This window comes from Candidatus Vallotia laricis, from assembly GCF_020541325.1.
Lineage (GTDB): Bacteria > Pseudomonadota > Gammaproteobacteria > Burkholderiales > Burkholderiaceae > Mycetohabitans > Mycetohabitans laricis.
The window spans coordinates 878,042-893,432 of record NZ_CP047399.1 but is presented as its reverse complement, the minus strand read 5'-3'; the positions used below and the strand labels follow the sequence as shown (position 1 = coordinate 893,432).

13 protein-coding genes and 1 pseudogene are annotated in these 15,391 nt (G+C 45.9%); 9 read left to right on the top strand and 5 right to left on the bottom strand.

Annotation, left to right across the window (positions count from 1 at the left end; translation table 11 throughout):
- Positions 1 to 1,570 precede the first annotated feature (1,570 nt).
- The gene (locus tag GKR41_RS03375; RefSeq protein ID WP_226809760.1) at positions 1,571 to 1,756 is read right to left on the bottom strand and encodes a zinc-finger domain-containing protein; all 186 of its coding nucleotides are present in this window, start codon (positions 1,754 to 1,756) and stop codon (positions 1,571 to 1,573) included.
- A gap of 33 nt (positions 1,757 to 1,789) precedes the next feature.
- Positions 1,790 to 2,710: a branched-chain amino acid transaminase gene (locus GKR41_RS03370; RefSeq protein WP_226809759.1), complete on the bottom strand. Its 921-nt coding sequence runs from the start codon at positions 2,708 to 2,710 to the stop codon at positions 1,790 to 1,792.
- A 271-nt stretch (positions 2,711 to 2,981) separates the two neighbouring features.
- Between GKR41_RS03370 and GKR41_RS03365 the strand changes: the two genes are divergently transcribed.
- The 9 genes from GKR41_RS03365 to GKR41_RS03325 all read left to right on the top strand — a co-directional run bounded on the left by GKR41_RS03365 (position 2,982) and on the right by GKR41_RS03325 (position 12,450).
- Positions 2,982 to 3,737, top strand: coding sequence for an AzlC family ABC transporter permease (locus GKR41_RS03365; protein WP_226809758.1), 756 nt, complete (start codon positions 2,982 to 2,984; stop codon positions 3,735 to 3,737).
- Positions 3,734 to 4,060 (top strand): AzlD domain-containing protein, encoded by a 327-nt coding sequence (locus GKR41_RS03360; protein WP_226809757.1) that lies wholly within the window; start codon positions 3,734 to 3,736, stop codon positions 4,058 to 4,060. The genes GKR41_RS03365 and GKR41_RS03360 overlap by 4 nt, the downstream gene beginning before the upstream one ends.
- Positions 4,061 to 4,369: 309 nt before the next feature.
- The gene (locus GKR41_RS03355; RefSeq protein ID WP_226809756.1) at positions 4,370 to 5,563 is read left to right on the top strand and encodes a phosphoglycerate kinase; all 1,194 of its coding nucleotides are present in this window, start codon (positions 4,370 to 4,372) and stop codon (positions 5,561 to 5,563) included.
- Between the two features lie 180 nt (positions 5,564 to 5,743).
- On the top strand, positions 5,744 to 7,180 hold the full coding sequence (gene pyk / locus GKR41_RS03350) for a pyruvate kinase (RefSeq protein ID WP_226809755.1): 1,437 nt from the start codon (positions 5,744 to 5,746) through the stop codon (positions 7,178 to 7,180).
- Positions 7,181 to 7,355: 175 nt separating this feature from the next.
- Positions 7,356 to 8,420 (top strand): class II fructose-bisphosphate aldolase, encoded by a 1,065-nt coding sequence (gene fba / locus GKR41_RS03345; RefSeq protein ID WP_226809754.1) that lies wholly within the window; start codon positions 7,356 to 7,358, stop codon positions 8,418 to 8,420.
- Positions 8,421 to 8,560: 140 nt separating this feature from the next.
- The gene (locus GKR41_RS03340) at positions 8,561 to 9,448 is read left to right on the top strand and encodes a phosphoribosylaminoimidazolesuccinocarboxamide synthase (RefSeq protein ID WP_226809753.1); all 888 of its coding nucleotides are present in this window, start codon (positions 8,561 to 8,563) and stop codon (positions 9,446 to 9,448) included.
- A 12-nt stretch (positions 9,449 to 9,460) separates the two neighbouring features.
- Positions 9,461 to 10,021 (top strand): 5-(carboxyamino)imidazole ribonucleotide mutase, encoded by a 561-nt coding sequence (gene purE, locus GKR41_RS03335; protein WP_226809752.1) that lies wholly within the window; start codon positions 9,461 to 9,463, stop codon positions 10,019 to 10,021.
- A 186-nt stretch (positions 10,022 to 10,207) separates the two neighbouring features.
- Positions 10,208 to 11,362 (top strand): 5-(carboxyamino)imidazole ribonucleotide synthase, encoded by a 1,155-nt coding sequence (locus tag GKR41_RS03330; RefSeq protein ID WP_226810251.1) that lies wholly within the window; start codon positions 10,208 to 10,210, stop codon positions 11,360 to 11,362.
- A 92-nt stretch (positions 11,363 to 11,454) separates the two neighbouring features.
- The gene (locus tag GKR41_RS03325; protein WP_226810250.1) at positions 11,455 to 12,450 is read left to right on the top strand and encodes an L-threonylcarbamoyladenylate synthase; all 996 of its coding nucleotides are present in this window, start codon (positions 11,455 to 11,457) and stop codon (positions 12,448 to 12,450) included.
- A gap of 233 nt (positions 12,451 to 12,683) precedes the next feature.
- Here the strand turns inward: GKR41_RS03325 and GKR41_RS03320 are convergent, their stop codons facing one another.
- The 3 genes and pseudogenes from GKR41_RS03320 to GKR41_RS03310 all read right to left on the bottom strand — a co-directional run bounded on the left by GKR41_RS03320 (position 12,684) and on the right by GKR41_RS03310 (position 15,276).
- Positions 12,684 to 13,478, bottom strand: a complete 795-nt coding sequence (locus tag GKR41_RS03320; RefSeq protein ID WP_226810249.1) for a metal ABC transporter permease — start codon at positions 13,476 to 13,478, stop codon at positions 12,684 to 12,686.
- Between the two features lie 392 nt (positions 13,479 to 13,870).
- Positions 13,871 to 14,380: pseudogene (locus GKR41_RS04090) on the bottom strand (metal ABC transporter ATP-binding protein); the annotation flags it as partial.
- Complete coding sequence (locus GKR41_RS03310) at positions 14,377 to 15,276, bottom strand: metal ABC transporter solute-binding protein, Zn/Mn family (RefSeq protein ID WP_420885650.1); 900 nt, start codon at positions 15,274 to 15,276, stop codon at positions 14,377 to 14,379. The pseudogene GKR41_RS04090 and the gene GKR41_RS03310, both read right to left, overlap by 4 nt.
- Between the last annotated feature and the right edge of the window lie 115 nt (positions 15,277 to 15,391).

The window sequence follows — 15,391 nt, the reverse complement described above, 5'->3', positions numbered from 1 at the left end:
TAAGAGTGGAGGCTGCTCGACAGACGGCGGAAATATAACTAAAATTCATAGTGATCTACAGTTCGCAACTCATTATACAGACGCTATAAAACATATTTATTTGTAAGCGGCGATACCCATTAAGTAGAAACAGAGTGTCTCTAATGCATTATTTTTCGATCTGGCGGATTAGAACTCGTGTATGTTGCTTGCAAGGTTCACTAGCATGAAAATTGTTTAAACAATGAGTATTTTACAAGGTGTTCGACATTAAGTTCATATAAATATCATTACTGTGGTCTTAGTCTGGGTATGAAAATATAGACCGACTTAATCGTTAGTCTAGTGGACTACTTTACCCCAAAAACTTCTAAATGCATCACTGATCTGGCGTTTATCGTAGATCAGTGATGCATTTAGAAGTTTATTTCAAATTCTTCATTCACTTAGACGTAGGTAATGTAGTGACATAGTGTATTAATCGATAAGTTTATTTATCTAATCGTTTAGTTTTCGAGGAAGTATGCTGAGTCTTAACACACTCAGCTATTAAAATAAGAATTCCGTGTAAGTCATTCAATATTCGTTCAGCAGATAGCTCGCATAGGCATTTAAGTGTGATAGAGACGATACTTACGAGTAAATCAAAAGCTGCACTCAAGATGCAACTATTGCACATAAAATTAGATGGGAGATATATTGAGGGTCGGTCGATCCATGGAGCGTGATAAGTAGTTGATACTATGCGTTACTACTACTCGCGCTCGCGTAACTATTGAACAAGCCTCATCAAACTACGTCTGGCTCCACAGGTTATATACTATTTGGTAGTATCCACTGAGAGTTCTTGAGAGATTGCTTGGTCTCCGTATAAATCAAGTACACGACAACATCATGCCAGGAAATGAGTGATCGACGGAGATAGTTCCGTGAGTGCTTTGGCGACCAACGCTTATCTGACCCTATATTCAGCGATAAGACAAAACATAATCCAGAACTCTGTATATCAAGATTAAATCGATTCTATATACGAATCGACTCACTAAAATCGGTTTCCAGATTCGGGAAGGTCGGATTTTCCTAGCACTTTATCGCCCGGAAGCGCAGGCGAGGGCTATGGTAGTACAGTACCACTAACGCTCGCCTGCCTCTTAGTGGCTTGCGATGTCTAACATTTGTAGCATATAGCGTTTACCAAAATATCTTATGCGCAGCGAGATCTCGGAAAACCCTACAATAAGTCATAATTTTAGTAAGCTTGGTAATATGTAATTTGAGTACAAGTAGATTTGTTTACATAATAACTACCAAAGCTGCCTAGTTACATCCTACCATACAGAAAATTAGTAGAATAGATTTAGTGGATCTCTGGCCCCTGCACAAGCACAGGTGCTACCCATATGGACGCAACAGCATCAAGATAATATTTAGATGCAGTCCGTTTGATTAGTACAAATAATGACTAGCTATTAGCATATCGCCAATCTAACTAGGCGCATTATAAGAGAATGTGATGTATCGTATAGATCTCATACAATATAATAGGCTCCTTACTTAGACTCCGCCAGCACGTAGAGAGACTCAACAAGCTTTATGCACTTTTTTCATCTCGAAGCTTGTAACGTGTACCACAGTAAGGGCAACGCGATTCGCCGTGCGTAACATCGATAAAAATACGGGGATGGGCGCTCCATCGAGGCATCGTCGGGTTTGGACAATAGGCAGGAAGCTCTTGCTCGCTTAGCTCTCGTAGTGGCATTTCTTTTGATTTACTCATGGAATAAAGATTTGAGATTCTTCGGAAGTGGGCTTAAATTTGGGTTAGCCAGTGCGCGTATCGTTTATTTTTTCCAGAGACGATATTAAAGAACGCAGACTGTAGCTTTTCAGTAACTGGACCGCGGTAGCCAGTACCAATTATGCGGTTGTCTAGTTCACGGATCGGCGTTACCTCTGCTGCCGTTCCAGTAAAAAATGCCTCATCTGCTATATATACCTCATCCCGTGTGATTCTCTTTTCGATGACCTCGATACCGAAGTCTTTCGCTAGTGTAATAATCGTGTCACGTGTAATGCCATTTAGGCATGATGATAAATCCGGAGTATGCAGCTTGCCGTTGTTGACGAGGAAGAAATTCTCACCAGCACCTTCAGATACATAGCCATCCACATCCAAGAGTAGCGCTTCGTCATAGTTGTCAGCAAGCGCTTCTTGATTGGCGAGGATTGAATTTACGTACCAGCCTGAGGCCTTAGCGCGTACCATAGATACGTTAACATGATGGCGCGTGAACGACGAGATCTTTACACGAATACCGTGAGATAATCCTTCGTCGCTAAGGTAGGCACCCCACGGCCATGCCGCAATTGCAACATGGATTGTATTGCCTATTGCTGAAACCCCGAGCTTCTCGGAGCCAATCCAGATGATTGGACGCAGATAGCAGGACTGGAGTTTATTTTCCCGCACGATGTCGAGTTGTGCATCGATAATTGTTTTTTGATCAAACGGCACATGCATCCGGAAAATCTTCGCTGAGTTGAATAGGCGCTCTGTATGCTCTTTTAATCGGAAAATTACAGTTCCATAGCTAGTCTGATATGCGCGCACTCCTTCGAATACACCCATTCCATAGTGTAACGTATGCGTCAAAACATGAATCTTTGCATTACGCCAGTCAATTAGCTTTCCATCCATCCAGATTTTTCCCTCTCGGTCGGCCATAGACATAAGGATTCTCCTAGCGGTATCTGTGATCGGCCGCATGCACAGAATGTGCAATGGCTTAGCCGAAGAATATTATTCTAGCTCCCATTTGGGGCCTAACGCACGTATAGAATATACCTATCAATAGCTAACAAGCTTCTCATAGATTAGCGAGTCATCGATAAATTCGTAGGTGCATAATTGGGACAGTCATATAATCTATGTTTTGACATAGAACAAGTCGAGCTTTAACTGCCTAGCTTCAGCTCGTTTCACTTCATTCATTGTTTCCGCCATGCTCCACCGTTTGTCCGATGTCGACCGCCCCGCCTTTTTAGATGGCATGCGTCTTTATACGCCGACCTTTGCTGCTATATTTTCTTGGGGGTTAGTAACTGGTATCGCTATGGGTAAGTCAGTATTGACTATGCCTCAGGCGATCGGGATGTCTTTGCTCGTATATGCTGGCTCCGCACAACTAGCTGTATTGCCACTGCTCGCCGCGAAGCTTCCGATGTGGAGCGTACTGTTGACCGCGGCAATGGTTAATACACGGTTTATCGTGTTTAGCGCCAGTTTAGTACCACATTTTTCATACCTTTCGATGCCGCGTCGTCTACTATTAGGTTACTTTAACAGCGACGTGCTCTACTTATTGTTCCGGGAACGTGGCTTTAAACCAGGATATGAGCCTGGTAAAGAAGCGTTTTTTTGGGGTATAGCGTTATCAAGCTGGATTATATGGCAGCTGTCCTCGATTATCGGCATTCTACTTTCTAGATTTTTTCTGGATAGCTGGGGATTAAGTTTAGCTGGTACTCTCGCCTTGATCCCGATCATGGTATCAGCTATTGTTGACCGCTCGACTCTGGTAGCTGTAGTCATTGCAGCTATCGTTTCACTTATTGGTAGCGATTTGCCATATCGCTTATCACTGCCAATAGCGATTGTCGCCGCTCTGATCGCCGGGGTTATCAGCGATACTTGTTCCTATAATAAATGGGCGAAGATCTTGCAATATATCAGACGGGATGGTGGAGTATCAAAATGAGCTCGACTAAAATTTGGCTTGAGATCGCTGGCATGATGATTGTCACCGCTGTAACCCGCGCGGCTTTTCTATTAGGCGGTAACCGATTTGTACTGCCGGAGCGTATGCTACGTGCATTGCGTTGTGCTCCTGCAGCAGCCCTAATAGCAGTAGTTATTCCGGATATTATGATAACGCCGCAAGGGCTATCATTCGGCCTTGAAAATCATGCATGGTGTGGAACGGTTGCTGGAACGCTTTGGTTCTTGTGGCGCCGAAGTATGGCCCAGACAATCGTCATTGGGATGTTAGCCTTTACGACACTTCGCTTAGGGTGTCCTTGATCAGTTCTATACCCACCTGTACTAAACTAATCGGTGCTTATTAAATGAAAAGCCAACTAACCACGACTAACGACTATACGAGGTATACACAGACTGTAATTTTGTGCTTTTTCCGGAGCTCTCGAGATTTTTAGGGTTATGCGATTCGATATTGCTAGCATATTATGCTAGCTACTAGCCGTCTTGGATCGCTTTATACGCTTTCTTTTCGGTTTCGCGCCGAACACTTATCACTCGATGGATGGTACGAATACGTTTACGTCCTCCAGGCTATGAATTTACCTTTCCTCCGCTTTGTTAGACAATTTTATGACTCAAGTTCTGCGTCTAACCGATGTTATCGTCGACGGCAAATTGCGCGGTCAGCGTGTGTTTATCCGCGCAGACCTGAATGTTCCACAAAACAATACTGGCAGTATCATCGATGATACTCGTATTCGGGCGGCGATTCCGGCGATTTGCCAGTCGCTTGATGCCGGCGCGGCAGTAATGGTGACATCGCACCTAGGGCGACCTATTGAGGGGCGGTTTAAACCAGAAGATTCTCTCGAACCCGTAGCTAGGCGCCTACGTAGACTAATCGGCCGCGATATACCTTTAGTAACTAACTGGGTTGAGCATGGTGTAAACGTGTCACCTGGTAATGTTATTCTTCTAGAGAATTGTCGCGTTAACGTAGGCGAGAAAAATAATTCAGATATACTTGCGAAGAAGATGGCTGCGTTATGTGATGTTTACGTTAATGATGCCTTTGGAACCGCGCACCGTACAGAAGCTACGACGCATGGGATCGCGAAATACGCAAAGATTGCCTGTGCTGGTCCGCTTTTAGTATCGGAACTTGATGCGTTGAGTAAAGCGTTAGCTAATCCGAAACGTCCGCTCATAGCGATTATCGCAGGCGCAAAGGTTTCCACAAAGCTAAAAATACTAAGGTCGCTTGCAGAAAAAGTTGATAAACTAATCGTAGGCGGAGGTATTGCAAACACTTTTATGTTAGCTGTTGGGCTACCGATCGGAAAATCGCTAGCTGATTCGGCTTTAGTCAGTGAGAGTAGATCGATTATTGATTCCGCAAATGCCAGAGGGGCGTCAGTGCCCATTCCGCATGACGTAGTTACTGCAAAAGCACTCACGCCCAATGCACTAGCGCAGACTAAGCTAGTGCAAGAAGTAGCTGACGACGACATAATCCTAGATATTGGTCCAAGAACTGCAGATAAATTAGCTCTTCATCTGGAAAAAGCCGGTACCATCCTATGGAACGGGCCCGTTGGTGTATTCGAGTTTGATCAGTTTGGCAACGGCACGAAAACACTGTCAAGAGCCATCGCAATGTCACAAGCCTTCTCCATTGCTGGAGGTGGAGATACTCTTGCGGCAATTGCGAAGTATGGTATTCATAATAAGGTTAATTATATTTCAACCGGCGGAGGGGCTTTCCTCGCTTTCCTTGAGGGTGGAACACTGCCTGCGATCGGTATTCTGCAAAGCCGTTCGTAAGCTATGGCTGCTTGCGCACTAAATAGTCATGAACGCAATGCTAAAATTATCGCTAATGCTCTAGCATAGTAGTGCGGCCACTTAGCGTGGACTTCGTAGAGCCGCGCTGGCGTTGTCCAATTCGTTTTAGGAAATCGCCGTGCCGGTGCTAATTTAATTTTAATTAAGTTGAGGGGACTCATGCATCGTGCTACTAAGATTGTTGCTACCATTGGACCCGCCTCTAGCTCGCCGGATATTTTAGCTCGGATGATCGCGGCTGGTGTGGATATTATGCGGCTGAATTTCTCGCACGGCACCGCAGAAGATCATCGACAATGTGCCGAGTTTGTGCGAGAAGCCGCGCAGCAGGTGGGTCGTGAAGTAGCAATCATGGCGGACTTACAAGGTCCAAAAATCCGGGTCGGCAAGTTTAAGAACGGCCGTGTAATACTTTCCCTTGATAGTACGTTTATTCTAGATGCTGAATGTGAATTAGGGAATGAGAAGCGGGTTGGTTTGGACTATAAAAATCTACCTCAGGAGTTAAACACCGGTGACATTTTGCTTCTCAATGACGGCTTAATCGTTCTAAGCGTGCAGCGGGTAATCGGTAAAGAAATCCATACGAGCGTGAAGGTTGGCGGTGAATTATCAAATAATAAGGGGATTAATCGTCAGGGTGGAGGGCTGTCGGCGCCTGCCCTGACTGCAAAGGATATGGAAGACATACCTATCGCTATGGAACTTGGCGCAGATTTAATTGCCGTATCGTTCCCGAAAAATGCGATGGATATGGAGATGGCGCGACAGCTTATAAACATTGCCGGTGCGCCATATGGTTACAAACCGAAAATGATAGCTAAAATCGAGCGAGCCGAAGCAATCCCATTATTACAAGAAATCCTTCATGCATCCGACGGTATTATGGTGGCGCGCGGCGATTTAGCGGTGGAGGTTGGTAATGCGGCAGTGCCTGCGCTACAAAAGCGCATGATTCGGATGGCGCGGAAGGCAAATAAGACCGTTATTACAGCTACACAGATGATGGAATCTATGATTCAGAACCCAGTTCCGACTCGAGCTGAAGTCTCAGACGTAGCTAATGCGGTGCTAGACGGTACAGATGCAGTGATGTTGTCCGCAGAGACTGCGTCTGGCCGGTATCCGGTCGCGACGATCGAAACGATGGCAGCTATCTGTTTAGAAGCGGAAAAGTCTAGTCAGGTCGAGTTGGATAAAGACTTCTTAGATCACACGTTCACTCATATTGAGCAATCAATTGCGATGGGAGCGCTATTTACTGCATTCCATCTCGGTGCTAAAGCAATTGTTGCCCTAACTGAATCAGGCGCTACTGCGCTATGGATGAGTCGTCACTGGTTGCATGTGCCGATTTACGCGTTGACATCATGTCTATCGAGCGAGCGGATGATGGCATTGTACCGAAATGTAGTGCCGATTCACCTAGAATCAAGCCTTGACCGCGATACAGCATTACAGCAAGCACTCGAAGTTCTAGTAAAAAACAATTATGCGGTAAGAGGAGACATTATTGTATTAACCATAGGCGAACCTATGAGACAAGTTGGGGGCACCAATATGTTAAAGATTGTTAAGATTGGCGACTCCCCTTGAGTTTTAGCCACTGCGTCGTAGTAGAGCCTTGCTCAAAGTCTAATGCTAATAATCGTGAATAGCTTAATAACTACGCTCAATCTGAGGCAGAACGGGGCGCGCAGAACAATAAAATACGCGTAATCCGTATTAGCGCGTCTGGTTCAGAAAAGAATTTCATTGAAAGGAGTAAAATATGCCTCTCGTATCTATGCGTCAGCTGTTAGATCATGCTGCTGAAAACGACTATGGATTGCCAGCGTTCAACGTTAACAATCTCGAGCAGGTGCAATCAATTATGGCGGCAGCAGATGAGGTAAATGCGCCGGTGATTATGCAGGCATCAGCTGGTGCGCGTGGATATGCGGGTAGCGTGTTTCTGTGCCATCTAATTAAGGCTGCGGTTGAGTCTTATCCCCATCTTCCGATTGTAATGCACCAAGACCATGGGCAATCGCCAGCGGTCTGTATGGCGGCGATTTGCAGTGGATTTACTAGTGTGATGATGGATGGATCATTACAAGCTGACGGCAAAACAGTTGCTAGTTATGAGTATAATGTCGAAGTTTCACGGCAAGTCATTGAATTTGCGCATTCGGTTGGTGTAACGACCGAATGCGAACTAGGCGTACTTGGCTCGCTGGAGACGATGAAAGGTGACAAAGAAGACGGCCATGGTGCGGAAGGGACAATGACTCGGGAACAACTGCTCACCAATGTTGAACAAGCGGCAGATTTCGTGCGTTCGACACAATGCGATGCTCTAGCTATAGCAATCGGTACGTCTCATGGGGCTTATAAGTTCACTCAAAAGCCAACCGGCGATATTCTAGCTATCAATCGAATTCGGGAAATTCATGCCAGGATTCCGAATACTCATCTCGTAATGCATGGCTCTTCATCAGTGCCACAAGAACTATTAGCAGAGATTCGTGCATTTGGTGGTTATATAACGGAAACATATGGTGTTCCGGTTGAGGAAATTCAGGAGGGCATTAAACACGGTGTACGAAAGATTAATATAGATACAGATCTACGCCTAGCAATCACTGGTGCGATTCGACGATATTTTGTCGAAAATCCAAGCCAGTTCGATCCGAGAGATTACCTCAAGCCGGCGCGTGAGGCAGCTAAGAAAGTATGCTTAGAGCGCTATCAGCAGTTCGGCTGCGAAGGGCAGGCTAGCAAGATTAAACCAATTGCGCTGAACAAGATTGCTAAGCAATATCAGTCAGGTGAGCTAAAACAAATAGTAGATTGATTACCAATAAGTAGGGCTTATACGTAGTATTGTGTAGAGGCTTCTTCTAGGCGCGTTGCAAGCCCTTTGGTGTTTACGCGTGCTGTTCTTACATTGCAGCGGAATAGCTTTTCTACTTTATAGGACTTAACGGTGCCCGTATGCTCTATGAATCTACGCTTAGGTCGCTATTGCTGGTAGGACGAGGTAAAGTTCGTGATAATTATGCAGTTAGCGACGACAAATTTTTGATGGTAACAACTGATCGCTTATCAGCATTCGACGTGATTATGAGTGATCCAATCCCAGATAAAGGACGCGTGCTGAACCAAATGAGCAATTTTTGGTTCGATAGGTTTGCGCATGTAGTACCAAACCACTTAACCGGTATAACGCCGGAGAGTGTCGTCGCTTCTACTGAAGTATCGCAGGTTATTGGCCGAGCCGTAGTAGTGCGTCGCCTCCGACCAATTTTATTAGAAGCTATAGTACGCGGCTATATTGCTGGCCGTGGCTGGAAAGATTATCAGGCTAGCGGCTCTTTGTGCGGAGTCGAACTACCAGTGGGTCTGCAAAACGCGCAGCAGCTGCCAGAGCCAATCTTTACACCGACATCAAAAGCGAATATCGGTGGTCACGATGAAAACATTACATTTTCTCAAGTTGAACAACGTATTGGCATTAAATTAGCGTCATATATTCGCGATATCAGCATCTCGCTGTACAAAATGGCTTCAGACTATGCGGCTACGCGCGGGATTATTATTGCAGATACTAAGTTTGAGTTCGGGCTCGATAACGATGGAAAGCTATTCCTTATAGATGAGGTGTTAACTTCTGATTGCTCTCGATTTTGGTCTATAGAGCAGTACCAAGTAGGTAATAATCCATTGTCGTTTGACAAACAGTTCGTTCGCGATTGGCTAGAAAAGCAGCCCTGGAATAAGGCGGCACCAGTGCCGCGATTGCCGCATGAAGTAATCGATGAGACTGCGGCTAAATACCGGGAGGCCTTTAAGCGAATTACGGGCCTGCCGCTATATCAGTAGCTTCAGTACGGAATGAATAAAGTTCATCAGCTAGCACAACCTAGTGGTACGAATAATCATCCAAGCCCATTGGTTGGAGTAGTTATGGGGTCATTATCAGACTGGCATACAATGCGGGATGCCGTGTCAATCCTGCGAGATTTCGGCGTGCCTTACGAGGCACGAGTCTTATCTGCGCATCGGATGCCTGATGAGATGTTTGATTATGCGCAGCTCGCCCAGGCTCGTGGTTTATGTGCAATTATTGCGGGTGCAGGTGCTGCAGCTCACTTGCCAGGAATGCTTGCGGCTAAAACCATGGTACCGGTGCTTGGTGTGCCGGTAGATAGTAAATACATGCGCGGCATAGATTCCTTATACTCAATCGTTCAGATGCCCAGGGGTGTTCCTGTCGCTACGTTCGCAATCGGTACAGCTGGTGCGGCTAATGCCGCGTTATTCGCTATTGCATTGCTCGCTAACGCACACAATATTAACGCTCAGATTAAGGGAAACGACTTCGCATCTAAACTCGAAATGTTCCGCGTGCGTCAAAATAATATCGCACGGGCGATTGTATTGCCATCAGATTAACCCGTTGTATAAGCCGACGTGCTTACTGAGCGGTTTGAGAATTAATTAAATATCTTTATCAAATAGTTTTTCTAATGACTATACTGTTTTTTTAACATGTCAGATACCCCCCAACCTATAAATGGTACCAGCTTATTTGCCAATGTAACAACATTCGGTACACCAGCATATGCGCGCGTACCTATTATGCCAGGAAGATGGTTGGGTATAATTGGCGGTGGGCAACTTGGACGAATGTTCTGTTTTGCCGCACAGTCAATGGGCTACCGTGTCGCCGTGTTAGATCCGGAGATTACCTGTCCGGCAAGTGGCGTTGTAGATCGTCATTTTTGTGCTGAGTATGATAATCGAGAGGCACTTGCTGAGATAGCGGAGTTATGCTCGGCAGTGTCAACCGAGTTTGAGAATGTGCCGGCCTCTAGCCTAGACTTGCTAGCACGCACAACCTGCGTGAGTCCGTCTGCGCAGTGTGTTGCAATTGCGCAGGACCGTATAATCGAAAAGCGTTGGATTAAGAAAGCTGGCGTACAAGTCGCGCCATATATAGTAATCGAATCGGCAGCTGCACTGCAAACTCTCCGCGATGAGACGATAGCGGCGATGTTGCCGAGTATCTTGAAGACTACTAGACTGGGCTATGACGGAAGGGGGCAAAAAAGTGTGTGCAGTCCAGATGAGGTGCGCGCCGCACATACGGCTCTGGGCGGCGTTACATGTATTCTTGAACAGAGACTGCCGCTTGCATACGAGATTTCGGCTATTATCGCACGTAGCGTGGATGGTACAATAGCACTGTTTCCAGTCGCACAGAATATTCATCGTAATGGCATTTTGTCGCAGACGATTTCGCCGTCCCCAGTTGGGGATGCTTCTCTTATCAATCGAGTGCAGGCGGCAACGCTGGCGATTGCAGTAAAATTAAATCATGTTGGCGTACTATGTGTAGAGTTCTTCGTACTAAAAGATGGCTCACTAGTAGCTAATGAAATTGCACCTCGTCCTCACAATTCTGGTCACTATACGATTAATGCATGCGTATCTAGCCAGTTTGAGCAGCAGGTTCGTGCAATGACCGGAATGCCCTTAGGTTGTACGCGTCAGCATTCGCCTGCAGTCATGCTTAATTTGCTAGGGGATACGTGGTTTATAGATAAGGTACGGCGCGTGCCGCCATGGCATGAGGTTATTGCGATACCTGGAGCACATCTACATCTCTATGCGAAAAAAGTGGTCCGTATTGGACGAAAAATGGGTCATTTAACGCTGACTGCTCCAGTATTACACGAAGCCCAGGCGGCATCGCGCAATTGTATGCGTCTTTTACATATCCCACCTGAATGAGTGCTACCTGGAAAGGTAGCGACGGACGTTGTTCTATACCGCTAACGTCTACTAGCGTCGATGCATCAAAGTCAAAGTACTATTCGCGAGCTATGATCGATGCCGCTGTATGCCGATTAGATATTGGGGAACTAGTTGCGTTTCCAACTGAAACAGTGTACGGGCTAGGCGCAGATGCTTGCAATCCAAAAGCTGTGGCGCGTATCTACAAAGCTAAAAATCGGCCCGTAACTCATCCAGTTATTGTACATCTAGCACCAGGCGACGATCCCGGTAATTGGGCACGCTCGATAGGTTTAGAAGCACAACGCCTAATCGATGCATTTTGGCCTGGGCCGTTGACGTTAATCCTAAAGCGGGCTATTACTATCACGAATGAGGTGAGCGGCGGTCAAGACTCAATTGGATTGAGATGTCCGTCGCATCCGGTCGCTCAGGCGTTACTACGAGCATTTTCTGACTTGCGTAACGGTCATGGTAGCGTAGCAGCGCCTTCTGCGAATAAGTTTGGATATGTGAGCCCGACAATCGCGCAGCATGTACGTGATGAGTTTGGTGATAGTGTATACCTACTAGATGGTGGAGCATGCGATATTGGCATTGAGTCAACGATCATTGACCTGTCTCGTGGTTTTCCGGCACTACTGCGCCTCGGGAGAATTACGCCGCAACAAATTACAGATGTGCTAGGCATAGTACCGCTACTGCCTAGCAACAGCGGTACTGCAACGCCGCGCTCATCAGGCACTCTAAAGGCACATTATGCGACACGTACACCAATCGCACTACTGTCGCTTGAAGAAATTTTAAACGAGGTCGAAACGTATTCGCCACATAACCGACTAGCAGTGATCGCGCGCGATGGCTCGCCACAAGTCGATGTATTGCGTGTACGGCCTAATTTATGGTTCCTTGCCGCGCCAAATGATCCATACATGTATGAGTACGAACTCTACCGGATGCTGCGAAAACTAGATAGTTCGAATATTCTGTGCATTTTTATTGAGCTACTACCAGCCACCCCTGAATGGTCTGCGATTAATGATCGACTGCAGCGAGCAGAGGCAGCATTTAAAATCAACAGTTAGCTGCACTTAAGTAGTCCAGGAATTCTTGGGACTATCTAATGTAGCACTGAACAAACATAGATCGCTACAATGTACTAAAGACAATACAGAAATAAAAGTCTGCGCTAATAATGATGTGAGTGATGGCTACCTTTCTAACCCTAATTTAGTAATGAGATAATCTACGCTCATATATACACTAAGCGCAGATCTATACATTACGCGGATTTAGTTAAGATATTGATTGCTAGTCACTATAGCGACCTCCACCATCTAATTAACAAACTAGCGCCATACACAGCAGCAGATAGGGCGCTGATCCAAAAGCTAGTCGGCCAGTCAGTGTAGAACGCGAGTGTGATACCAATCCATGCTTGTGCAAGCGCGAATAAAGTAGCACATACTATTCCAGAACTGATTCGCCTTGTGAGGTTCTGTGCGGCTGCGGCTGGCCCTACCATCAGCGTAAATACGAGCAGCATACCGACAATTTGTGTGCATTGTGCAACCGCAATGGCAACGATTGCTAGAAACAGAATGGATACAGCGCGTAGAGATACGCCCTTAGCTTCAGCTACCTCTGGCTGAAGGCTCGAGAAAATTAGCGGCCGAGCAATTGCTGTTAATGTAGTTAAAACTAATAGTGCCAACCAGCTAAGCGATACAAGCATACTGGTGTTTATGCCAAGCACATTGCCAAATAGCAACATAGTTACCTGCGTCGCATAAGCAGTAAAAAAATGCAGAAATAGTAAGCCGGCACCAAGAGATAATGATAGTGTAATGCTAACAGCAATATCGTACCCAGATAGACGTCCGCCGAGAGCCCCCATCACAATACCAGCCACAACTGTAAAAGCAATCATACCCCAAAGCGGTGGAATGCCAAGTAGTGCTGCGCCTGTAGCACCAGTAAATCCGAGATGAGCTAGTGCATGTCCTGCAAAAATTTGCTGGCGCAGAACTAGAAAAAAGCCGACAATGCCAGAAACAATTGCGGCAATACTAGACGCCAGGAAGGCGTTAATCATGAACTCATATTCAAACATTTGCATTTCGCGTATCGTGATCTGGTAGTCGATCTAGACAGTGACTATCAACAGAGTCGAATCTAAGATCCGATTCTATGCTGATCGTTATAGCCGCAAGTATAGTCGTGCAAGTGAGGGCATTTCTCTATTTCCACGCCACCAAACATCACGAAGATTCGTCCGGCAAGTCGTATGACATCAATTGGCGCGCCGCTATACAAGCGTGATAGTACTTGTGGTGTAATAACCTCATCGACAGTCCCAAGCTCGGCAAGGCCGTTTCCTAAGTAGAGAACGCGGTCAATGACGTGAAGTAGTGGATTAAGTTCATGAGCGCTAAATAAAACAGTAATGCCTAATTTACGTTGTACTCGCTTTACCAATTCGACAACACAAGCTTGGTGCTTTAGATCTAAACTAATCAACGGTTCATCTAGCAGAAGTAGTTCGGGTTGACCAAGTAAGCATTGCGCGAGTAGGAGACGCTGACGTTCACCGCCAGACAATTCTACGAAGGGACGGTCAGCTAGTGATAACGCGCCGACGATTGCTAGCACATCGTCTACTGTTTTGCGTTTTTTTCGCCGAGATAGCGTAATCCCCCAGCGGTTCCCGTCGATCGCGCATGCTATAAAATCTCGTGCGGAGAGGTGTCTCGCTATTGATGTGTTACGTACTTGTGGCATATAGCCAATCGCGGTATTACCAGGTGTGACTGGCTTCTTAAATATGCGTATCCTGCCTCGAGCAAGGGGTGAAAGCCCAAGTAGCATACGCATGAGCGTAGTTTTCCCGGCACCGTTGGGGCCTAGTACGCCGATAAATTCACCCTTATTTATCACAAAGCTGACACTATCAAGCACACGCCTCGCACCTAATTTAAGCGTAACACAATTCAGCTCGATCGCTGGATCACTCATTTAACTTGTCCTTCTAATGCTTTTTGCAAAGAGTTGAGTTGTTCCAGCATCCATTGGCAGTACGTTTTTCCATCTGGTTCTGTTTCAGTGATGTGTACCGTCGGCACATGTGACTGTTGTGCAATCTCTAGCATCCGTTGAGTTGACATGTTGCTGGCTTGGCTATTATAAATGAGTACCTTCACTCGTCGAGTCCTCAAGTCTTGCTCGAAGGCTGCAACATCAGCTGCACTTGGCTCTGTTTCGTTCATTGCAGAAAGTTGAAAACGTTTATTATGCATTGTCAGACCGATAGCCTCTGCCATATAGCTAAATACGGGTTCGGTAGCCGTCACAGGCGTGCCTTGATAGTACTGTTTCAATACTGCAATTTTTTGATTGATTGGCTTGAGAGAATCGATAAATCGCGTTAACCGGATGGCATAGTCAGTCTTATGTGCCGGATCTTTCTGTATGAGAAATGTACTAACCGCACGTGCTACTGCTGGCATGGTCTCGGGTAAATACCATAGATGTGGATTATCGCCTTGCTTCTTACCTACGAGATCAGCAACAATAATTTCTGTATAAGGTTTCCGGTGTTCTCGTAAGCTAGTAGGAAGCTGAGATAGCCATGGATTATAGTTGGTACCGTTGTAGATAAGGAGTTGTGCGGAAGCGTGTGCACGTGCGATTTTAGGACTGGCTTCAAATAAATGTGGATCCTGGTTGGGGTTACTTAGAATGCTAGTGACCGATACATGGGGGCCACCTAGAGTTTGTACTAGTTCTCCATAAAAGTTCTCACCTGCAATAACTTGGATCGTCTGAGAGCGTCTGACGCATGCTGGCGTTACGGCGATTAGTGGCATGTAAAAGACAATCAATACTAAAGCAGTTGCAATAAGACGTTTCATCAAACGGCTCCGAAGAAATCTTCGCCACAAGCATTAGTAGACTAGCATAAGCATGGGCGATATTTATATTATAATATAACAGTACTTAACTTTCTCTTATCGAAATTAAAAACGA

Excerpts from the sequence above, each read along its gene's own strand:
- GKR41_RS03375 (WP_226809760.1), bottom strand. The coding sequence starts at position 1,756 with ATGAGTAAATCAAAAGAAATGCCACTACGAGAGCTAAGCGAGCAAGAG.
- GKR41_RS03370 (WP_226809759.1), bottom strand. The coding sequence starts at position 2,710 with ATGTCTATGGCCGACCGAGAGGGAAAAATCTGGATGGATGGAAAGCTA.
- GKR41_RS03365 (WP_226809758.1), top strand. The coding sequence starts at position 2,982 with ATGCTCCACCGTTTGTCCGATGTCGACCGCCCCGCCTTTTTAGATGGC.
- GKR41_RS03360 (WP_226809757.1), top strand. The coding sequence starts at position 3,734 with ATGAGCTCGACTAAAATTTGGCTTGAGATCGCTGGCATGATGATTGTC.
- GKR41_RS03355 (WP_226809756.1), top strand. The coding sequence starts at position 4,370 with ATGACTCAAGTTCTGCGTCTAACCGATGTTATCGTCGACGGCAAATTG.
- pyk (WP_226809755.1), top strand. The coding sequence starts at position 5,744 with ATGCATCGTGCTACTAAGATTGTTGCTACCATTGGACCCGCCTCTAGC.
- fba (WP_226809754.1), top strand. The coding sequence starts at position 7,356 with ATGCCTCTCGTATCTATGCGTCAGCTGTTAGATCATGCTGCTGAAAAC.
- GKR41_RS03340 (WP_226809753.1), top strand. The coding sequence starts at position 8,561 with ATGCTCTATGAATCTACGCTTAGGTCGCTATTGCTGGTAGGACGAGGT.
- purE (WP_226809752.1), top strand. The coding sequence starts at position 9,461 with ATGAATAAAGTTCATCAGCTAGCACAACCTAGTGGTACGAATAATCAT.
- GKR41_RS03330 (WP_226810251.1), top strand. The coding sequence starts at position 10,208 with ATGCCAGGAAGATGGTTGGGTATAATTGGCGGTGGGCAACTTGGACGA.
- GKR41_RS03325 (WP_226810250.1), top strand. The coding sequence starts at position 11,455 with ATGATCGATGCCGCTGTATGCCGATTAGATATTGGGGAACTAGTTGCG.
- GKR41_RS03320 (WP_226810249.1), bottom strand. The coding sequence starts at position 13,478 with ATGTTTGAATATGAGTTCATGATTAACGCCTTCCTGGCGTCTAGTATT.
- GKR41_RS03310 (WP_420885650.1), bottom strand. The coding sequence starts at position 15,276 with ATGAAACGTCTTATTGCAACTGCTTTAGTATTGATTGTCTTTTACATG.